At 64.5% G+C, this 21,094-nt stretch carries 16 protein-coding genes and 1 pseudogene; 6 read left to right on the forward strand and 11 right to left on the reverse strand.

What is annotated here, in order from left to right:
• Nucleotides 1-222: 222 nt before the first annotated feature.
• Complete coding sequence (locus tag C7402_RS40735) at nt 223-2,088, reverse strand: alkyl/aryl-sulfatase (RefSeq protein WP_116614578.1); 1,866 nt, start codon at nt 2,086-2,088, stop codon at nt 223-225.
• 349 nt (nt 2,089-2,437) lie between these two features.
• On the opposite strand from C7402_RS40735, the gene C7402_RS40740 reads away from it, so the two are divergent.
• On the forward strand, nt 2,438-3,553 hold the full coding sequence (locus C7402_RS40740; protein ID WP_116614579.1) for a porin: 1,116 nt from the start codon (nt 2,438-2,440) through the stop codon (nt 3,551-3,553).
• Between the two features lie 32 nt (nt 3,554-3,585).
• Nucleotides 3,586-3,936, forward strand: a complete 351-nt coding sequence (locus C7402_RS40745) for a BON domain-containing protein (RefSeq protein WP_116614580.1) — start codon at nt 3,586-3,588, stop codon at nt 3,934-3,936.
• 150 nt (nt 3,937-4,086) lie between these two features.
• Here C7402_RS40745 and C7402_RS40750 read toward each other — a convergent pair whose 3' ends face one another.
• The 8 genes from C7402_RS40750 to C7402_RS40785 all read right to left on the reverse strand — a co-directional run bounded on the left by C7402_RS40750 (nt 4,087) and on the right by C7402_RS40785 (nt 12,421).
• Nucleotides 4,087-5,319 carry an acyl-CoA dehydrogenase family protein gene (locus tag C7402_RS40750; RefSeq protein WP_116614581.1) on the reverse strand — a complete coding sequence of 411 codons (1,233 nt, stop codon included), beginning with the start codon at nt 5,317-5,319 and terminating at the stop codon, nt 4,087-4,089.
• 39 nt (nt 5,320-5,358) lie between these two features.
• Nucleotides 5,359-6,780, reverse strand: coding sequence for an aldehyde dehydrogenase family protein (locus C7402_RS40755; protein ID WP_116614582.1), 1,422 nt, complete (start codon nt 6,778-6,780; stop codon nt 5,359-5,361).
• A gap of 66 nt (nt 6,781-6,846) precedes the next feature.
• A complete protein-coding gene (locus C7402_RS40760) occupies nt 6,847-8,157 on the reverse strand; it encodes an MFS transporter (protein WP_116614583.1) in 1,311 nt (436 codons plus the stop codon).
• 103 nt (nt 8,158-8,260) lie between these two features.
• Nucleotides 8,261-9,085 (reverse strand): SDR family NAD(P)-dependent oxidoreductase, encoded by an 825-nt coding sequence (locus tag C7402_RS40765; RefSeq protein WP_116614584.1) that lies wholly within the window; start codon nt 9,083-9,085, stop codon nt 8,261-8,263.
• A gap of 44 nt (nt 9,086-9,129) precedes the next feature.
• On the reverse strand, nt 9,130-9,552 hold the full coding sequence (locus C7402_RS40770; RefSeq protein WP_116614585.1) for a MaoC family dehydratase: 423 nt from the start codon (nt 9,550-9,552) through the stop codon (nt 9,130-9,132).
• Between the two features lie 16 nt (nt 9,553-9,568).
• Nucleotides 9,569-10,009 carry a MaoC family dehydratase N-terminal domain-containing protein gene (locus tag C7402_RS40775; RefSeq protein WP_116614586.1) on the reverse strand — a complete coding sequence of 147 codons (441 nt, stop codon included), beginning with the start codon at nt 10,007-10,009 and terminating at the stop codon, nt 9,569-9,571.
• A gap of 43 nt (nt 10,010-10,052) precedes the next feature.
• Nucleotides 10,053-11,240, reverse strand: coding sequence for a lipid-transfer protein (locus C7402_RS40780; protein ID WP_116614587.1), 1,188 nt, complete (start codon nt 11,238-11,240; stop codon nt 10,053-10,055).
• Nucleotides 11,241-11,281: 41 nt separating this feature from the next.
• Nucleotides 11,282-12,421 (reverse strand): acyl-CoA dehydrogenase family protein, encoded by a 1,140-nt coding sequence (locus C7402_RS40785; protein ID WP_116614588.1) that lies wholly within the window; start codon nt 12,419-12,421, stop codon nt 11,282-11,284.
• A gap of 345 nt (nt 12,422-12,766) precedes the next feature.
• Between C7402_RS40785 and C7402_RS40790 the strand changes: the two genes are divergently transcribed.
• The 3 genes from C7402_RS40790 to C7402_RS40800 all read left to right on the forward strand — a co-directional run bounded on the left by C7402_RS40790 (nt 12,767) and on the right by C7402_RS40800 (nt 16,714).
• Complete coding sequence (locus C7402_RS40790; RefSeq protein ID WP_116614589.1) at nt 12,767-13,960, forward strand: acyl-CoA dehydrogenase family protein; 1,194 nt, start codon at nt 12,767-12,769, stop codon at nt 13,958-13,960.
• A 16-nt stretch (nt 13,961-13,976) separates the two neighbouring features.
• Nucleotides 13,977-15,098 (forward strand): acyl-CoA dehydrogenase family protein, encoded by a 1,122-nt coding sequence (locus C7402_RS40795; protein ID WP_116614590.1) that lies wholly within the window; start codon nt 13,977-13,979, stop codon nt 15,096-15,098.
• Between the two features lie 62 nt (nt 15,099-15,160).
• Nucleotides 15,161-16,714, forward strand: a complete 1,554-nt coding sequence (locus C7402_RS40800) for an acyl-CoA synthetase (protein WP_116614614.1) — start codon at nt 15,161-15,163, stop codon at nt 16,712-16,714.
• 296 nt (nt 16,715-17,010) lie between these two features.
• On the opposite strand, the gene C7402_RS40805 is transcribed toward C7402_RS40800, so the two are convergent.
• Together C7402_RS40805 and C7402_RS40810 are read right to left on the reverse strand one after the other, a co-directional pair.
• Nucleotides 17,011-17,901, reverse strand: coding sequence for a 4'-phosphopantetheinyl transferase family protein (locus C7402_RS40805; protein ID WP_116614591.1), 891 nt, complete (start codon nt 17,899-17,901; stop codon nt 17,011-17,013).
• A 198-nt stretch (nt 17,902-18,099) separates the two neighbouring features.
• Nucleotides 18,100-19,675, reverse strand: a pseudogene (locus C7402_RS40810) (IS3 family transposase).
• 309 nt (nt 19,676-19,984) lie between these two features.
• Here C7402_RS40810 and C7402_RS40815 point away from each other — a divergent pair.
• On the forward strand, nt 19,985-20,734 hold the full coding sequence (locus C7402_RS40815; protein WP_208949081.1) for an alpha/beta hydrolase: 750 nt from the start codon (nt 19,985-19,987) through the stop codon (nt 20,732-20,734).
• The last annotated feature ends 360 nt before the right edge of the window (nt 20,735-21,094 follow it).

The following is a 21,094-nucleotide window of genomic DNA, read 5'->3' on the forward strand; positions in this document are numbered from 1 at the left end:
AACCGATAGCCGCAGAAACAACAAGCGCGCATCTAACCGATGCGCGCTTCGCCATTTCTGAAGCACAGTGTTTTGCCTTGCCTTGCCTTGCCTTGCCTTGCACGCAGCTAATACGAGAGTCGCGCGACTTCCATTCCCTTTCCGCAAAAGACAGACAAACGAAAACGAGCCCTGTAGGGCTCGTTTCACTTCAACGCGCGACGACGAAACTTCAGCTTGCCGTCACGGTTCGACGACATTGAACATCGGATTGAAATCGTCGAGCATGTCGAGGAGTCTCAGCACGGCGGAGAGCTTGCCTTCCACGGCAATCGCGCCTTTCTCCACCAGCTCCGCGAACGTCTCGGCGAGCGTGCCGGCGCCCATCTGCAGGCCCGCGAGCCCCGCACGTGTGAATGCCACGCGCGCGTCGGGCGTGCCGCGCGCGGCACCGGGCAGCCACGTCATGGCGCAGTTCTCGAGACGCATGGCCCAGCACTCGCCGGCCTGCGGGTTCGACCATTCGATTTCCATCTCTTCGCCTTGTGCCTTCTCGCCGTCCAGGCGCACGGCGAGGTAGTCGAGCAGCAGTTCGACAGGCAGCACGGAAACCAGATCACGGCTCACGCTGCGGCGGCGCAGCTTCGGCGCGCCTTTGCGCAGTTCCTGGGCGCCGAGCAGATAGGCGTTGCGCCACGTCGACGACTCGGCGGCGAAGCCAAGCTGTTCCAGCGCGTCCGCGCAGAGCTTGCGGGCCGCCTGATTCGCGGGATCGGCGAACACGAGGTGATTCGTGACTTCGGCCACCCAGCGGTATTCGCCGCGCGAGAAGTCGGCCTGCGCCTTCTCCAGAACGGCTTGCGCGCCGCCCATGTAGGCGATGTAGCGCGGACCGGCAAGCTCCGGCGGCAGCAGGTTCAGGTGGGACGGATTGCCGTCGTACCAGCCCAGATACTTCTGCACGATCGCGCGCACATTGTGAGAGATCGTGCCGTAGAAGCCGCGGTTCGCCCAGGTCTTCGCGAGCGATTCGGGCAGCGCGAGCACTTCGGCGATCTCGACGCCCGTGAGGCCATGATTCATCAGTCGCACGGTCTGGTCGTGCAGATACTTGTAGAGGTCGCGCTGCTGCCGCAGATAGGTGCGAATGCGCTCGTTGCCCCAGGTCGGCCAGTTGTGCTGCGCGAACACCACGTCGGCCGTGGGCGCGTAGCGGTCGAGCGCTTCGTTCAGATAGCGCGACCATTGGCGCGGATCGCGCACTTCGGCGCCGCGCAGCGGGCAGAGATTGTGCATGGTTTGCACGCCGATCTCGGCCGTGTTCAGCGCGCGCAACTCCGGAAAATGCATGAACATTTCGGAGGGCGCTTCGCTTTCGAGCGCGAGATGGAAAATGATCTTCACGCCGTCGATCACGTGCGTTTCGACTTCGTTCTCGATCGTCATGGTGGGCGCAATCAAGGTGCCCGTGCCCATGGGAATCGCCTTGCCGATACCGCAATCCACCTGACCGCACACGTGCTTCGGCAGGCTCAGGCCCGACTGAAACATGCCCCGGCGCATCATGGCGTTGCCGGCGATCACGTTCTCTGAAACCGTGTGCCACATGAAGCCGCGTGGGGCGATGATCGGGACGTTGCGCGCGTGGGCGTCTGCTTCGTCGAGCGCGCCGCGCGCGCCGCCGTAGTGGTCGGCGTGGCTGTGCGTGTAGATGAGCGCTGTGACGGGACGATCGCCGCGATGCTTGCGGTAGAGCGCAATGGCCGCGGCGGCGGTTTCGGCCACGGTGAGCGGATCGATCACGATCACGCCCGTGTGGCCCTCGATGAAGCTCACGTTCGCCACGTCGAAGCCGCGCACCTGGTAGATGCGCTCGGTTACCTTGAACAGGCCGTGATGCATGTTCAGGCGCGCCTGGCGCCACAGGTTCGGGTGCACGGTGGGCGCGGGCTCGATGTCGTCGAGGAACGCATAGTCCTTCAGGCTCCAGACAGGGCGGCCCTTGCTGTCGAGGATTTCGGCGTCGGGTATCGTGCCGATGAATCCGCGCTGCGCGTTTTCGAATTCGATATCGTCCAGGTCCGGCTGGACGGTCTCCAGTGTGTTCATAGGGATTCCTCGGTGGTAAGGGGCGGCGCCAGGCGCCGCACGCGGGAGTGGGGGCGTCTCGCGCGCCCACCCCCGCTGCCATGACACGGTATGCGTCTGCCCTCAACCGGATCCCACCGCCAGTGGGGGGGAGGCCGCCCCCGCCTGTCCCCTCTATGCACGCCGCTTCACGCGCGTTTTAACGCGTCACCGGGTTATCCCACCCCCACCATTCCGGTAGGTCGCGCGAGCGCGTTCCCCCCCAGACTCGACGCATGAACAGCCGGCCGGGCACGATCGAAAGGCAGGCTCCCGCTTTCTGGCCACTCGCACCTTCGAGGTGCGAAATACACAAAGAGAGGAGACGTGCATGCGTTTAGTTAGTCGAGGCATTTGCGGGGCAGCCATGCTCTGCGCAGCGGGTGGGGCCGCGGCGCAGTCCAGTGTCACGCTGTATGGGGTCGTGGACGTGTTTGGGCAATACCTGAACAACGGCGGTCAAAGCTCGTTCTCCGAGCGCAGCGGCGGCAATTCGGGCTCGCTGTTCGGTCTCAAGGGCAGCGAAGACCTGGGCGGTGGCCTGAAGGCGGTGTTCACTGTCGAAAACGGCTTCAACGTGAATAACGGCGCGTTTTTCGCGGATACGACGGCCATGTTCTACCGGCAGGCCTGGGTGGGCATGACGGACGAAAAATACGGATCCCTGACCTTCGGGCGCCAGTACCAGCCCACGTTCTGGGCGGCGTATCCGGGCGATCCGTTTCGTGCCGACGAGGCACTCTCGCCGAGCGCGTCGGCCGTGCTTGCCGTGGACCGCAACACGCTGGCCGTTCCCAACATCACGGGCCGCACGAGCAACTCGGTCATGTATCAGTCGCCGCTCCTGTACGGCCTGAAGTTCTACGCGATGTACGGCTTCGCCGCCACGGTCACGCAACCGATACCGCAGACATCGGGCAATATGCTCGACCTCTCCCTGACCTATACCGGCTATGGCCTGTATGCGGGCTTTGGCTACCAGTATCAGCATCCGGGCACGGAGAACTTCCCGGGCATTCCGGCCGCCGTGAACCTGGCCGCCACCGAGCACTTCTCGGGCGCGCTCGCTTACCGCTTCGGCATTGTGAACTTGCAGGCGCAGTACTTCTACAACCGTCCCAAGGACGTGCCCGCGGGTTCGGTGGCGGCGCTCCTGAATGCCGCGCACTCCTATAGCGTTGCGGTAGTGGGCGCGACGATCCAGGCCACGCCCGCCGACGCCATCCTGATCGCGGGCTTCGAGCGCAACGTGCGCGGCATCGACGACCGCACGCCCGGCATCCAGATCGGGTACGACCACAACCTGTCCAAGCGCACGGCCATCTATGCGCGTGTGGGCTACATGAAGAACCACGGCACCGCCATGATGAGCTGGTCGGGCGTGACGGTGACGGGCCACGACACCTCGCAGACGCTTGCCGTTATCGGCATGACGCATCGTTTCTAAAAGCGTCGTCGCTTTCTACTGGAGAGAACAACATGAAACCCACCCACACCGGCGCGCTCGCAATCGGCGTGCTCCTTGCCATGATGTCGCTGAGCGCGCTCGCGCAATCGACGGATGCGCCGGCTTCGGCGCCCGCTGGCGCCTCCATGACCGCGAAGCAGGCCAGGGCCGCCAATCGCGCGCTGCAACGCAGGGTCGTACAGGCGCTGGCGAAGACGAGAGGCGTCAACGCCACGGCCATCGCCGTGCGTGCCGATAACGGTGCGGTGACGCTCTCCGGCACCGTGCCCGAGCAAGGTCAGATGGACGTCGCAACCAGCGCCGCGAAAGCCGTGCCGGGCGTGACCTCTGTGAGGAACGCGTTGACCTTGTCGACGTTCTGATTGTCGTAACGCGAGGAGGGCGGCCTGCCACTTTCCATTGGCACGCCGCCCTTGGCTTTTGCTCCGCACGCGTAAAAGAAGGCGGGAGGCCGATGTCGTGAACATCTGCCTCCCGCCTTTTTCAATGCCGTTACGGTGACGCTGAAAGCCTCAGAACTGCGTCTCGCCATCGAGCAGCTTGCGTGCGATGGTGCGCCGCTGGATTTCGGAGGTGCCGTCCGGGATGCGGACCGTGCGCGCATAGCGGTAGGCCTTTTCGAGGCGCAGTTCGTTGGTGAGGCCCATCGCGCCGTGCACCTGGATGCAGCGGTCGAGCACGCGGCCCACCATCTCCGTTGCCGACGCCTTCACGATCGACACTTCCCGGGTGGCGGGACGGCCTTCGTCGATGAGCCACGCGCAGTGGCGCAGCATCGACTTGGTCGCGTAGATGTCCATCGCGCAGTCGGCCAGCATGAACTGCACGGCCTGATGGTCGGCAATCGGGCGGCCGAAGGTCTTGCGCACTTTCGCATACTCCACGGCCCGATTGAGGCCCCATTGCGCGAGGCCGAGGCACGACGCCGCCATGCTCAGGCGACCTGCGTTGACGCCGTCGAGCGCGACCGAGAGGCCGCGGTCCACCGGCCCGAGGCGATGGCTGTCGGGCACGCGCACGTTTTCGAGCGCAACGATGCCGGTTTCCGAGCCGTGATGGCCCATCACCGGAATCACGCTCGGCACCGAGAAGCCCGGTGTGCTCGTGGGCAGGAAGAAGCCCGTCACGCCGCCGCGATGTGCGCGTGCCTCTTCTTCGTTGGTGATCGCGAAGATCATCGCGTAGTCGGCATAGGGTGCATTGGTGATCCACTGCTTGGTGCCGTTGATGACCCAGTGATCGCCGTCGCGCACGGCGCGCGTGCGCATGCCGAAGACATCCGAGCCCGCGTCCGGCTCGGAGAGGCCGAAGCACATCGTCTTGTCTCCGCTCGCGAGCGCTTCGTGACAGGTGGCGAGCACGGCGGGATCGAGATGGCGCAGCACCGGCGAAAGCCCGTTGGTGAACGGCGAGGGCAGCACGACCGTGTGGACGAGATGGCGCGACGGCCCGCAGTGCGCGTTGAGCCGCTCCTGGATATACACGGCGGCCTGCGAGCCGAGGCCGCCGCCGCCGAGCGACTCTTCTGCGAGCGCGGTGTAGAAGCCCAGTTCCGCCGAACGCATGCGCACCTGGCGGCGCAGCGCGAGCACTTCGGGACGATAGCGGCCGTCTTCGCTGTATGCGCGGTGCTCGCTGTCGAGCAGCGCACGGTGCTCGTGTTCGAGCGGCGTGACTTCGCGGTCGATGAAGCGAATGAGCGCGTCGCCGAAATCGACCCATTCGCTGGGGATATCGAAATTCATTACGGGGTTCCTGTCTGGAGTGGACTGTGCAGCATGGCTTCAGCGCGTCACCGATTTGTATTCGAGGTATTCGCCGAAGCCTTCCTCGCCGTACTCGCGGCCGTTGCCGGACGTCTTGTAGCCGCCGAAAGGCAGCGCGAAGTCGGGCGCCGCGCCATTGATGCGGACCATGCCAGCGCGCAGGCGGTCGGCCACACGGCGGGCGCGGTCGGTATCGCTGGAATAGACGTAGGCGGCGAGGCCGTAGGGCGTGTCGTTGGCGATGGCGATGGCGTCTTCCTCGTCGTCGTAAGCGAGCATGGCGAGCACCGGGCCGAAGATCTCTTCGCGTGCGATGGTCATGTCGTTGGTGACGTTTGCGAAAACGGTGGGCTTCACATAGAAGCCGCGCTCGCAGCCTGCGGGCTTGCCCGGGCCGCCAGCCACCACGAGCGCGCCTTCCTCGATGCCGGTCTCGATGAGCCGTTGCACTTTCTCGAACTGGCCGCGATTCGACACCGGGCCCATGCGCGTGGCGGGGTCGGCGGGGTCGCCGACGTTCACGCGCCGGGTTGCCGCCGCCGCGACGGCGAGCGCTTCGTCGTAGCGTGCGCGTGGCACGAGCACGCGCGTGGGCGCCACACAGGTTTGGCCCGAGTTGGTCATGCACTGCATGATGGCGCCCGTCACGGCGGCAGGCAGGTCGGCGTCGTCGAGGATCAGCAGCGGCGACTTGCCGCCCAGCTCCTGCGTCACGCGCTTGACGGTGGGCGCGGCGCTCATCGCCACTTCCACGCCAGCGCGCGTGGAGCCGGTGATCGACACCATGTCGACCTCGGGATGCGCGCTGAGCGCGGCGCCGGCCACGCGGCCTTCGCCGAAGATCATGTTGAACACGCCGGGCGGCACCCCGGCTTCGTGCATGACCTCGGCGAAGAGCATGGCGTCGAGCGGCGCGATCTCCGAAGGCTTGAGCACCACGGTGCAGCCCGCCGCGAGCGCGGGCGCGACTTTCGCGGCGATCTGGTTGAGCGGCCAGTTCCAGGGCGTGATGAGCGCGGCCACGCCGATGGGTTCGCGCCGTACATAGTGCGGGCCATGCTGCCGCTCGAACACGAAGTCGCGCAGCGTGGCGAGCGCGGCTTCGATCTGCGTGAGGCCCACTGGCGCATGCATGTTCTTGCAGAGCGCGATGGGCGCGCCGATCTCCAGACGCACGGCTTCGGCGATCTCGTCCATGCGGGCGCGATAGCAGGCGATCATGCGCTCGAGCAGCGCGATGCGCGTTTCGCGCGACGTTTGCGACCAGGCGGGAAACGCGGCGCGGGCGGCGGCCACAGCGCGATCGACGTCCTCGCCGGTACCCATCGCGAGCGTGCCGATGAGCGATTCATCGGCGGGATTGACGATTTCGGTGAACGTCGCGCCGCTGCTGGGCGCAACCCATCCTCCGTGGATGTAGAAGCGGTTCAGCGTCTTCATGGGGAGTCCTGTTGATTGTTGCTGCTGTGTACGGTGAAGCGAATGTTGTGAGCGCCCACCGTTTGCTCAGGCGGCACTCGACTGCGCGTGCGCGGCGGCCGTGCCCAGTTCGCGGCGCGAACGCTCGGGGTGCAGCCAGCGCAGTGCAAGCAGAGCGGCGGCGAAGGCCAGCACTGAGCAGGTCGCGAAGCCGGTCTCGCAAGCCCCGGCGAATTGCGCGCCGCGCGCCTGCACGATCGCGCCCATGAGTACGGGCGAGAACGCGGCGCCCAGGCTGGCGACAGCGGTATGAATGGCCAGCACCGCGCCGCGCTGGTACTCGGGCACGACTTCGGCGAGCAGAGCGGGCCCAATCGCGAAGCAGACGGTGGGCAGGGCGGCGCCCACGGCGAGCAGCAGCACCTTCTGGCTCGGCGATAGACCGAGCAGCAGTGGCAGCACGTAGACCAGGCCGCTCACGATGAGCGCGGCGCTCACGAGCTTCACGCGTGCCACGCGCGTGCTGGCGCCGCGTTCGAGCATGACCTGCGAAAGCCAGCTCAATCCGATGTTCACTGGCGTGGCGGTGACGACCACCGCCGCGAACCAGCGTCCGGCCACGATGCCGGGATAGCCGAGACCTTTCTCCAGGTACGTGGGCAGCCAGGTGAGCACCTGGCTCAGCGACCAGTAGGCGGCGAAGCCGATCAGGAACACGCAGAGCACGGAGGGGTCGGTCAGCGTCTTGCGCAGCGGCCGGTGTGGCACGGCTGCGCCGTCGCCATGCGTCGCATCGGCGTGGGCCTGCGCGCCGACGAGGTTGCCCTCGCGCCCGAACACGAGCCACAGCACGCTCCAGAGCGCGCCCACGCCGCCGAGCAGCACGAAGTTCATGCGCCAGCCCCACACGCGTGTGATGTGCGGAATGACGAGGCCCGCCAGCAACAGGCCAACGCCCGCGCCCTGGCTGACGATCGCAACCGGCAGATTGCGCTTGCGGTCCGGGAACCACTTATAGAGCGCATGGACCGTCACGGGCAGGAACGGCCCTTCGGCCGCGCCGAGCAGCACACGGCACGCAAGCAGCGAAAGCGCGCCCGTCGTCATCGCCTGGGGCACCTGGACGATGGCCCACGCCACGCCCATGGCGAGCAGCAGCCAGCGCGTCTGGAAGCGACTGGAGAGCAGGCCCACGGCGATCGTCGAGACCGAGAACAGCCAGAAGAAGCCGCCCGCGATCAGGCCGAACTCGGCGGGATTCAGATGCAACTCGGCGGTCATGGGCACGGCGATCATGCCGATCACGACCTTGTCCAGGAAGTTGATGAGCGCAAGCCCCGTGAGCAGGACCGTCATGGTCCACGCGGGCCGGGGCTGGAAGTCGGACGAAGCAGTCATGGCGTGGGCTTGTTCAAGCGGCCCGCCGCCCGGAGCACGGTTGTGCTTGCGGTGCTGGCGGCCATTACGTGAGGCCTGGTTATGTCAGGTTGTGGTGTGCGCCTTACTGCGGCGAGCCCGACACGGCAACGACCTGGCCCGTGATGTAGTTCGACTCGGGCGAGCAGAACAGGTACACGGCGCCCGCGGCTTCCTCGGGCGTGCCGCCGCGACCCAGCGGGCAGCGCTGCGCGTGCGTCTTGATGAGCTCGGGGTTGATGCCCACGCGAATGTCGCGGCCTTCGATCTGCACGGTCGCGCCCGCCGACGCGTCCGCGTCCGTCATGCGCGTGTGGATCAGGCCGAACGCCACGGCGTTGACATTGACCTTCATGCGGCCCCACTCGCGCGAGAGGGCGCGCGTCATGCCGATCACGCCCGCCTTCGCCGACGAGTAGTTCGTCTGCCCCGCGTTGCCGTTGAGCGCCGAGACCGAGGAGATGTTCACGACCTTGCGGAACACTTCGCGTCCTTCGGCGGCTTCGGCCTGATACTGCGCCTTGATGTGCGGGTAGGCCGCGCGCAGGATGCGAAAGGGTGCGGTGAGGTGGCAGTCGAGAATCGCATACCACTGCTCGTCGGTCATGCGCTGGATTACGTCGTCCCACGTATAGCCCGCGTTGTTGACGATGATATCGATGCCGCCGAACGCCTTCACCGCCGTGCCCACGTAGCGCTCCGCGAAGTCGGGCGCGCTCACGCTGCCCACGCACGCCACGGCTTCGGCGCCGCTCTTGCGCAGCAGATCGACCGTCTCGTGCGCGGGATCCGCGTCGAGATCGTTGACGACGATGCGCGCGCCTTCACCGGCGAGCTTCAGCGCGATCGCCTGACCGATGCCGCGTCCCGAGCCCGAGACGAGGGCTACTTTTCCGTCGAGTTTTCCCATTTCGATTCCTTGAATTTCGCTTGATGCATCAGCTTGATGCCTCGTTATGCGCGGCAAGCCACGACCGCTTCGCCCAGCACTGTGGGCTCGCCGTACTGGTTGGCCGTTTGCAGTTCGATGCGCACGCGCGGTTCGCCGGCGCTTTCGAACTTCTCGACCACCTTGCCCGTGCAGGTGATCTGATGGCCGAGATGCGTGATACCGACGAAGCGCACGCCGAACTCGCGCAACTGGCGCGGGTCGGCCCACTGCGTGAGCAGGCGGCCGAGCCACGCCATGGAGAGCATGCCGTGCGCGAACACGTCGGGCATGCCGGCCTTGCGCGCGTAGTCGAGGTCGATGTGGATGGCGTTGTGGTCGTTCGACGCGCCCGCGAACAGCGCGAGCGTCGTGCGGTTGACCGGTGCGAGCGTGAGTGGCGACAGGGCGTCGCCCACGTTGACTGCGTTGAAGTCTGGTTGGCTCATGGTGTATTCCTTCCGATCAGCCGTTACGGTGGACGAGCACGCTGCGCAGGTCGGCCACGTGTTCGCCGCGTGCGTTGGTGACGCGCGTTTCGCGCACGAGGAAGCTGAGCGCACCGCCTTTCTTCTCGTAGATGTCCGCAATACGGCTTTCGAACAGCAGCTTCTCGCCCGCATAGGCGATGCGGTGGTACACGAACGACTCTTCGCCGTGGAGGATGCGCGAGGCGATGATGCCGGCTTCCTCGCGCCACTCCGCTGACGACTGCGTGAGTTCGAGCGAGAACAGGAAGGTGGGCGGCAGCGGCAGTCCGGCATGGCCCGCGTCGCGGGCGGCGGCTTCGTCGAGATAGACCGGGTTCGTTTCGCCGGTCGCCTTGGCGAAGAGCGCGAGTTGCCCCGCCTCGGCGGTTGCGTAGAACGACGGCAACGCCTTGCCGATAATGGTTTTGTTGAGCATGTCGATGAGTGACGGAGGTTGAACGAACGCGCCTGCGGGGTTCTCAGGCCGCCTTCTTGTAGGCCGTGATCACGCACGCGCCGCCCAGGCCCAGGTTGTGCTGGAGCGCCACCTTCGCATGGGCCACCTGGCGATCGCCCGCCGTGCCACGCAGTTGATGCACGAGCTCGAAGCACTGCGCGAGACCCGTCGCGCCGAGCGGATGGCCCTTCGAGAGCAGGCCGCCCGACGGATTCACGACCCAGCGCCCGCCGTAGGTGTTGTCGCCCGCTTCGACGAGCTTTTCGCCTTCGCCTTTGCCGCAGAGCCCGAGGCCTTCATAGGTGATCAGTTCGTTCTGCGCGAAGCAGTCGTGCAACTCGATTACGTCGATGTCTTCGGGGCCGATGCCGGCCTGCTCGTACACCGAGCGCGCCGCCGACTGCGTCATGCCTACGCCCACGAGGTCGATCATGTCCGGGTTCTGGAACAGCTCCGGGCCGTCGGTGGTGAGCGCCTGGCCCGCGATCAGCACGTCGGTGCGCAGGCCATGGCGGCGCGCGAAATCCTCGGAGCACACGATCGCGGCCGCGGCACCGCAGGTGGGCGGGCAGGCCATCAGACGCGTGAGCACGCCTTCCCACACCATGGGTGAGGCGAGCACATCTTCAGGCGTCACGACCTTGCGGAAGATGGCGAGCGGATTGCGCGCGGCGTGTTGGCTCGCCTTCGCGCGGATCTTCGCGAACGTCTCGAGCTTCGTGCCGTACTTTTCCATGTGGGTCTTGCCCGCACCAGCGAACATACGGATCGCGCCGGGTTCGGGCGACTCGGGCAGCAGCCTGTCGGAGACTTCGATGAACTTCGACATGGCGCGCGGTCGGTCGTCCCAGTGGCTCTTCAGCGCGCCCGCTTGCATTTCCTCGAAGCCGAAGGCGAGCGCGCATTCCACCATGCCGCTCTTCACCGCCTGATGCGCGAGGAAGAGGGCGGACGAACCCGTAGCACAGTTGTTGTTGACGTTGACGACAGGAATGCCCGTCATGCCCACGTGGTAGAGCGCCGTCTGGCCGCAGGTCGAATCGCCGTACACATAGCCTGCGTAGGCCTGCTGCACAAGTTCAAAGGGCACGCCCGAGTCGGCGAGCGCCTGGCTGATCGCCTTGGCGCCCATTTCGTCGTAGTGGGCGCTGGCGCCCGGCTTGGCAAACGGAATCATGCCGACGCCGGCCACATAAACGTTGCGTGTCATGCCAAATCTCCTCCAGGTTTCGAATCAGTCAAGAGCGGTGTTCAGAGCGCACGCGAGATGAGTTCGCGCATCACTTCGCTGGTGCCGCCATAGATGCGGTTCACGCGCGAATCCACGAACGCGCGCGCCACGGGGTACTCGAGCATGTAGCCGTAGCCGCCGTGCAGCTGCACCATGTCGTCGAGCGCCTTGCCCAGCGTTTCGGTCACGAAGAGCTTCGCCACGGCTGACTCTTCGAGCGTGAGGCGGCGGCGCATGTGCTCGCCGAGATAGTGGTCGACCATCAGGCGCACGGCCGTGGTCTGGGCCTGGATGTCGGCGAGCTTGAAGCGCGTGTTCTGGAAGTCCCAGACCGTTTGCCCGAAAGCCTTGCGCTCCTTCACGTAGTCGATCGTTTGCGCGAGCGTCGTTTCGAGCCGTGCGGCGGCGGCCACGGCGATCGAGAAGCGCTCCTGAGGCAGCTCCGCCATCAGGTAGCGGAAGCCCTGGCCTTCCTCGCCGAGAAGGTTGCCCACCGGCACGCGCACGTTGTCGAAGAAGAGTTCCGCGGTGTCCTGAACATGCAGGCCCACCTTGTCGAGCTTGCGTCCGCGCCGGAAGCCTTCGCGGTTCGCCTCCACGACGATCAGGCTGATCCCTTTGGCGCCGGCCGCCGGATCGGTCTTGCAGACCACGACGAAGAGGTCGCCGCAAATGCCGTTGCTGATGAAGGTCTTGCTGCCATTGATGACGTATTCGTCGCCGTCGCGCACGGCCGTGGTACGCACGGCTTTCAGGTCGCTGCCGGTGCCAGGCTCGGTCATGGCGATGCCGAGCACGATTTCGCCCGAGCACGCGCCGGGTAGCCACTTCTCTTTCTGCTCCGCGTTGCCGATGCGCGCGATATAGGGCGCGATGATGTCCGAGTGCATGTTGAAGGTGACGCCGGAGAGCCCGCAGCGCGCGACTTCCTCGGCCATCACGGCGCTGTGGCCGTAGTCGCCGCCACCGCCGCCGTATTCGGTCGGCAGCGTGACGCACAGGAGGCCTTCGCGGCCCGCCTTGCGCCAGACTTCGCGCTCGACCATGCCGGCCTCGTTCCAGGCGGCCTGGCGCGGCAGACATTCGCGCTCGAAGAAGCGGCGCACAGTGGTTCGGAACATCTCGTGGTCTTCGCGGAAGACCTGGCGTTGTATCTGCATCTCGGATTCCTCGTTCTGCGCTGCGGTCCCGGCGGCAGTCCGCACGCCGGGTTGAGGCGTGCCGGGCGGCTGGGCCTCTTGTGAAGGTGATGGTCGTGCGGGGCGCATTGCGCAAGCCCACCGTCGATGGGGGGGATGGCCGCACGGCGCCCGGGTCGCCGTGCGGGTGCGCCCGCGCGGGCGCCGGTACGAACCCGGGCGGGGTGGCCCCCCCACCGGCGGTGGGCTTTGCCACGGCAGGCGCGCCTACGCTTGGTGCCCATGGCGTTCGCAGGCGCCGCGCATGGAGCGCGCGTCGGGCGGAATTCATGGCACCCATGCCCGTCGTCAGAGGAGGAGACACCGATGGACCTGCGCTTTACCGCAGAAGAAGTGGCGTTCCGGCAGCAAGTCCGGGCGTTCACGCGAGAGCACCTGCCGCGCGACATACGCGAGAAGGTGGAAAACCAGCAGCGCCTCGGCAAGGACGACTTCGTGCGCTGGCACCGCATCCTGCACTCTCGTGGCTGGGGCGCGCCCGCGTGGCCGAAGGCGTTCGGCGGCACCGGCTGGGACCCGATGCAGCGGCTCATCTTCGAGATCGAGACGATCGGCGCCGGCGCGCCAAGGCTCATTCCGTTCGGACTCTCGATGATCGCGCCCGTGCTGATGAAGTACGCGAGCCCCGGGATGCAGGCGCGCTTCCTGCCGCGCATTCCCTCGATGGAGGACTTCTGGTGCCAGGGCTATTCCGAGCCCGGCGCGGGCTCCGATCTGGCAGCGCTGAAGACGCGCGCCGTGCGCCGTGGCGACCGCTATGTGGTGAACGGCCAGAAAACATGGACCTCGTACGCCCAGTACGCCGACTGGATCTTCTGCCTCGTGCGCACCGACAGCGAGGCAAAGCCTCAGGACGGCATCTCGATGCTGCTCATCGACATGCAGAGTCCAGGCGTGAGCGTGCGCCCGATCCGCACGCTCGACGGCGGCGAGGACGTCAACGAGACGTGGTTCGAAGACGTGGAAGTGCCGGTGGAAAACCTCGTGGGCGAGGAGAATCGTGGCTGGACCTACGCGAAGTATCTGCTCGGTCACGAGCGCACCGGCATTGCCGGCATCGGCCAGTGCCATCGCGAGATCGCGCGCCTCAAGCGCATCGCCGCGGCCGCACCGGACGGCCGCGGCGGCGCCATGATCGACGACGTGCGCATGCGCGAGCGCATCGCGCGTGTGGAAATGGATCTCATGGCGCTGGAAATGCTGTTGCTGCGCGTGGCCACCCAGGCGGCCGGACAACCGGGCCCGGAAGCGTCGGTCGTGAAGATTCGCGGCTCCGAGATCCAGCAGGAGATCGCCATGCTGCAACTGGAAGTGGCGGGGCCGCACGCGTGGCCGTTTGCGCCCGATTGGCTGGAGCCCGATGCGCAGCTGCCCACCGGCGGCCCCGCATGGGCCAGCGCCGCGAGCGCGAGTTACTTCGACATGCGAAAGACCTCGATCTATGGGGGCACGAACGAAGTGCAGCGGGGCATTATCGCCCGCATGATCCTGAACACCTGAGCAGAGCGACACGCAGATGGATTTCAACTACAGCGAAGAGCAGCAGATGCTGGCCGACAGCCTGCGCCGCTTCATCGGCGCGGAGTATCCGTTCGCCGTGCGCCGCACGATCGCGCGCTCGCGTGCGGGCTTCGACCGCGGAGTCTGGGCCACGCTCGCCGAAATGGGCGTGCTCGGGCTCACGATTCCCGCGGCGTTCGGTGGCTTTGGCGAGAGCGCGGCGAGCCAGCTCGTCGTGCAGCGCGAACTGGGGCGCGGCATTGTGCTGGAGCCCGTGATTCCGTGCGCCGTGATCGCGGCGGCGGTACTAGCCGGGTTCGGCAGCGCGCCGCAGAAGGACGAATGGTTGCCCGCCATTGCCACGGGCCAGCGCGTGCTCACCGCCGCGTGGCTCGAACCGGCTTCGCGCTATCGTGCTGACCTGGCCCAATGCACGGCCACGCGCGAAGGCGCCGGCTGGGTGCTCGACGGCGTGAAGTGCCTCGTCTGGCACGGCCAGGGTGCAGATGCGTGGATCGTGAGCGCGCGCCTGAACGGCGCCGTGGCGCTCTTTCTCGTGCCGCGCGATGCGGCGGGTGTGACGCTCACGGCGTATCCCGCCATGGACGGGCAGCAGGGCGCGGATCTGCGCCTCGACGGCGTGCGCGTTGCCGCAGACGCATTGATTGGCGGCGAAGCGCAAGGGCTGGAGGCGCTCGAACACGGGCTCGACCACGGCATCGCGGCGCAGTGCGCGGCGGCGTCGGGCGCGATGGAGCGGCTCATCGAAATGACGCGCGATTACCTGCTCACGCGCCGCCAGTTCGGACAGCCACTCGCGGCGTTCCAGGCGCTCCAGCACCGGCTCGCCGACATGCTCGTGCAGAAAGAGTGCGCGCTTTCGATGGCCTATGTCGCGGCCAGGGCACTCGACGAACCGGACCTCGCCACGCGCCGGCGCATGGTTTCGGGCGCCAAAGTGATCGTGGCGCGCGCCGCGCGCTTCGTCGGCCAGCAGGCGGTCCAACTGCACGGCGGCATGGGCATGACCGACGAGCTCGAAGTGAGCGATTATTTCCGGTATCTGACGATGACGGACGTGCTGCTAGGCGACACCGACTCGCACATGGAACGCTACAGCGCAGCCATGGCGGCATGAACCGGCGGCGCATTCGCGCGACTCGCGAACGACGCCGGCAAACGAACTATCAGGAGACGAAGTTGCACCTCACGAACAGCCTCCATCGCTGCCTTCAGCAAACCCCGGAGAAGATCGCCACGATCTTTCGCGGCCGCGTGCGCCGTTACGACGATTTCTGCGCCCGCGTGGCACGCCTCGCGGGCGCGCTCCAGACCACAGGCATGGCAGCCAACGACCGGGTGGGCGTGCTCGCGCTCAATTCGGACCGCTTTCTCGAAACCTGCATGGCCGTCTGGTGGGGCGGCGGCGTGCTCAACCCGGTGAATATCCGCTGGAGCGTGCCCGAAATTGTCTACTCGCTCGACGACTGCGATACCGGCATCCTGTTCATCGACGATCATTTTCTGCCGATGGCGGCAGGCATCGCGAAGACGGCGAAGCGGCCCCCGCGGTTCGTCTACATGGGGGAGGGCGAGACGCCGGATGGTATGCAATCCTATGAATTAGCGATTGCCGGGTGCGCTCCTGTCGAGGACACCTGGCGCGGCTACGAGGATCTTGCCATCATCATGTACACGGGCGGCACCACGGGCTTCCCGAAGGGCGTGATGCAGAGCCATCGCAACATCTGGAGCGGGTGCATTCAGCGCGTGGCGGAGGCGCGGCCCATCCGGGATGGACGCAGCTTGCATGCCGCGCCGCTCTTTCATATGGCGGCGCTCTCTCGCGCGCTCAACCAGTTCATCGCAGGCGAGACACACGTCATCATTCCGGCGTTCAACGCGCTGGAGGTGCTGGAGACGATAGAACGCGAACGCGTGACGGAAGTCGGCCTCGTGCCGACCATGATCCAGGCGCTCATCGACCATCCCGAATTTGGCAAGCGCGATATCCGCAGCGTGAAGCGGCTTGTGTACGGCGCGTCGCCCATCGTGCCCGCTGTGCTCGAACGCACGATGGCGCTGCTGCCGGGCGTGGAGTTCTCGCAGTCGTACGGGCTTACCGAAGCGATGGTCGTCACGACGAACCCGCCCGGGAACCACGACGAAGCAGGGCGTGCGAGCGGGCTGTCGCTTTCGGTGGGGCGCGCGGCGTGGGGCACGTCGGTCAGGATCGTCGACGAGGCTGGCAACGAGGTGCCGCGCGGCACCGTGGGCGAGATCGCCATTCGCGGGCCGAGTGTGACGCGTGGCTACTGGAACAAGCCACAGGAGACCGCCCAGGCGCTGTGCGACGGCTGGCTGCACACCGGCGACGGCGCTTACATGGACGAAGCCGGGTACATCTTCATCGTGGACCGTATGAAGGACATGATCGTGAGCGGCGGCGAGAACGTCTATTCCGCGGAGGTGGAAAGCGCTGTTGGCCGCCATCCAGCGGTGGCGATGTGCGCGGTGATCGGCATCCCGAGCGAGGCGTGGGGCGAGACAGTACACGCGATCGTTGTGCTGAGGGCCGGACAGACGGCGACGGAAGGCGAGATTCGCGAATATTGCCGCTCGCTGATCGCCAACTACAAGTGTCCGAAGAGCGTTGAGTTCCGCACGGAAATGCCGATTTCCGGTGCGGGCAAGATTCTCAAGCGCGACCTTCGCGCGCCCTACTGGGAAGGGAAATCGAAAAGGGTGAATTGACCGCTGTGCCAGTGCCGCCTCATGACCGTGCATCTGGTCGGAGGCCCTTCGGTGGCTTTGTCACCTTGCCGATCACCGGACGAATCGTGTGCAGGCGAGACAGTCGCTCAGAAAACAGCAGACGGATTTCGGGTGAGACCGATCAAAAACGAACTTTACTAGACTCCGACTGGCCCTGTTTGCAGGGGGCAGGTCAGCAGAGCCTTGGAATTGCGGCATAAATCAGTCCAGGAATTTGGCCGCACCCCCGTCGGGTTCATTAGACCACTATAACCTGATTTACTGACACAGCAAGATTAGGGTTGCAGTGGAACGGTTTCCGCGAAACGTACACGGAAAGATCCTGACGTGCCAGTGCGAATGGCGACAGCAGTAATGCACGATTTCTCTGGTTTGTGAGTCACGAACTGCCAATTGCTCAAAAGATCGTCTACGTCAGGGCCGAACACCGCACTGGCTATCCCGCAGGATATCGAGAACGCGACCTGATCGGGCTCGATAGAAAGTCCAATGCCGGTCGCCTTTAACCACGCTTCCTTGAGTGTCCATAGTTCAAAGAACCGCGACGACCTTTGTTCGGCTGGGACGGCGCGCAAGGCGCGCCGCTCTTCTGGTGCGAGACAGCGGTTTGCCAGGCTTGCGATATCGATAGACCTGTCAACCCGTTCAATGTCGACGCCAACGTCGGCACTGCGCGTCACTGCGCAGACTACGAACGTTGAGGTATTCGAGAGGTTGAATCGAAGCGGTGGGTGCCCGTCGGAGCCAGGTTCGAGTTCTGGCTTTCCGTGAGTACCGGCAACGAAACGCAGTGATCCCGGGTTCTTGCCGAGATAACGTGAGAGGACGCATCGAGAGAGCGCGCGCGTCACGAGATATTCCAGCTTCAGGTGATCGAACGCGAAGCGACTGAATCGTTCGTGCTCGAGTGGACTGAGCAGACTTGCATACCTGGCACGCAATTCTGGCGTATCGCACGCTGACGTCCGGGCGTACCAGACATGTACCTCACTGTCAGGGAGCGAGAGCGAAGCGGGCGATGGAGCCACGTAACTGGTAGAACCCGGAAAATCCATTGCATGGTAATTCGAGTGGCGGGTTTCAGGGGAAAGCGAAATATCGCTGGGGAGAATGGTCGTGACTGCACCCGTAGTGCAGTTCCCCCGTTTTTCGCTTTTCAGAGGCATCGGATTATGCAGTCGCTCCTTGTCTGCGTAGCGGCAAGCCAATCTTGCATGAACCGGGTAACATGAAGCTGGGCCATCTCAGGGGAAACTCACGTCCCATCACTTGACTCACGATCTCCACGAACATGGCCAACCTGACTTTAGCGAGTGGGTGATAGCGGGAATTTTCAAGCTAGTTGTCGCCTCAACGAATAAATTTCAGCCAGCCTTTCGCTCCTGATTAAGGCGTTGTTGAGGGATGCCCCGATCATCGATGCGGTCAGGGTTGAGATGCGCAGCATCGACCCGCTGCCAGTTGCGCGTGGGGCCTTTCCATCGCAGCGGGTTGCGTTGCCGTGCAGTCTCATAAAGCGCCACTCGTCGATCCAGAATGTCCTGGTCGAGGTTGGCATGGCGCTGCGCCGGCGTCACGAACTGGATCGCGCTGTGACGATGCTCGTGGTTGTACCAGCACACCAGCGCGCCCACCCAGGTGCGCGCGGCGAGCAGGGCGTCGAAGGCTTTGAGCGGGTAAGCGCGCCGGTACTTCAGGGTCTTGAACAGCGACTCAGAATAAGGATTGTCGTTGCTCACGCCCGGGCGACTCAACGACGGCATGACACCCAGCGCCTGGAGGGTGGCGAGCTTCGTCGCGCCTTTCATCGGGCCGCCATTATCCGAATACAGAATCACTTGGTTCGCCTGTATCGCTTCGCGCGCGCAGAGGTCCTTGAGGACTTCGCTGGCCAGTACGCTGCTTTCCTCCGCATAGACCTGCCAGCCGACTATCTTGCGGCTGAACACGTCCAGAAACAGGTACAGATAGAAATACTGCCCGCGAACTGTCGTTGGCAGGTACGTGATGTCCCAACTGTACAACTGGTTCGGTGCGTCGGTGCAAACCGAACGGGGTTTGCTGCGAGAGTGGGCTGGCCGTTCGCTGCGCCGGTGGGCGAGTTGCTTCTCGGCCTTCGGTACCCGGTAGAACGTCGATTCCGAGGCAATATAGCGTTGCCTGTCTGCCAGTCGCGGCACGATCTGGCTTGGCGGCAGATGACCGAATTCGGCCGAGTTCGCGACCGCCAGAAGCTCGGCGCGCTCCTCGGCAGAGAGCTTGTGGCGCGGCTCGTGGTGCCGTAACGTGCGCCCGTCCACCGCGTCAGGTTCGCCCCGATACCAGCGTTGAACTGTCCGCGCGCTGAGCCCCAGAATCTTGCACGCGTGTGCCTGGCGAGCCCCGGCCAGGGTCGCCTCGTTGATGAGGCCGATCAATGCCTTGCGCTCTTCAGGGGCTGTCATTCGGCCTCGTCCCCGAGGAGCGCGCGGTATTTTTTTGCAGCACCAGTAGCGCCACAGCTTCGGCCAGCGCCTGCTTCTTGCGCTTGAGTTCACGCTGCAGTTGCACATTGGCCTGCTTCAGATCCCGTACTTCCTGAGCGCTCTCACGTCGGCTAGCGGCTGCGCCGCCGGCGCAAAAATCCGCACGCCACTGCACGAGATGATGCGCAAACAGGCCGCGCTCCCGGCACCAGCCGTTCAATGCTTCGTCCACCAAGCCGTGGCTCTCCTGCAAGGCCATCAGGCGTTCTTCCAGCGACCAGCCTTCCGGACGTCTTGCATGTTCAGAACTCGAGCTCCGGCTCGAGGCGGCGGTGCCTCTCATCCAATTCCTTAATGTCAGTACGTTCACGTTCAATTCGTTAGCCACGGCTCCAACCGTTCGGCTCCCGCGCTGCAGGACCTTCGACAGCGCCTGCTCCTTGAACTCAACAGAATACGTTTGTTTCGTCTTCAACCTGTACCTCTGACTCTTCTTGATAAGAAAGTTCAGAGGCGACAACTACTATGACGCCGGGGGGATAGCATAGCAGTATCTGATCGTCAGAATAAGGCATAATTTCCGGCTTCATCCAATCAAATTTGGCCACAACGATTGCGCCCGACTATCTGGCAAGAGCATGTATTCCTGATCTTTCCGGACTGTTATATCTGAACCAGGAATTGACGAGTGACACGAATAGTATTCTCAGGAATTTGCATTACGCTAGTTGCCATATTGCTCTATTCTGGACTATGCGCTTTCCTTTACTTTCGGCAACGGAAGTTGATCTACTTGTCACCGTCCTCCGTACTGGATGCCCCACCTGACGATTCCATCTTCCGTTCCGTGCAAATCGACGTCCCAAGCGGTGATCGATTGATCGTGTGGGTCGCGGCGCCGGCGAGTCGCGATGTACCGACGGTTGTCTTCTTTCACGGCAACGGCGCGGACCGTCGAGACTTTGCCGAAATGGGGGAGGCGCTTCACCAGCGCGGTTGGGGTGCCGTGCTTGCCTCATATCGCGGCTACTCAGGCAATCCTGGGGAGCCAACCGAAGAAGGATTGATGGCCGATGCGCGGGCGACGCTTGTGGCCGCGGGATCGTTCTGTGGTCCTCTCATCCTGTGGGGGCATAGTCTAGGCAGCGGCGTTGCCGCCCGCATGGCAAGCGAAGGCCTTGCAACTGCACTGGTTCTGGAAGCCCCTTACACTTCTTTGACGGACCTAGCGGCACTGCGTTTTCCCATGTTACCTGCACGCTGGATCCTCATCGACACCTTTGATACTGCCGCTCTCGTACCCCGCATCGGGGTGCCCGTTTTGATTATTCATGGCATGGACGATCCGGAAATTCCAGTGTCAATGGGGCTTAAGCTTGCAAACCTCTGGGGAGCGCGAGCGTGCTTCATGCCGCTTGAGGGATGTGTAGGACATTCCCCCCACCACATACTCGACCTTCCAGCCGTCGTGGTGCGCTGGATGAATGGTGAGTTGTCTTCATCTGCTGTGGAGCCGGTCAAGTCAGTGGCATGATGCAAGTTGTTGATATGTTCATCCGATATCAATACTGTCAAACATGCTATCGATTCTCGGATTGAGAAATGTGTGTGAGGCTTCTGTCTCAGCGGCAGATGGAATTGAGCCTGACGGTGGAAACCGTTACACGCTGTTCTCCCGTCATTCCTGTCCACATTGACCCACGGCGGGTTAACACACGGGAATACCGAAAGTGCGTCGCATGCGCTCCCGGTCGCCCCCAACGGCGGAATGACGGCGACAGGTCCGGGAGTAATTTCTTGCATCACATGCGTCAATGGATTTGACATGGCGCGGTTCATCGTCTGCAACATGCGCGGACCTCGTGCGTTCCTCCGGTGTCTGCAGCCACCCTGG

This window comes from Paraburkholderia unamae (assembly GCF_003096875.1).
GTDB classification, from domain to species: domain Bacteria; phylum Pseudomonadota; class Gammaproteobacteria; order Burkholderiales; family Burkholderiaceae; genus Paraburkholderia; species Paraburkholderia unamae.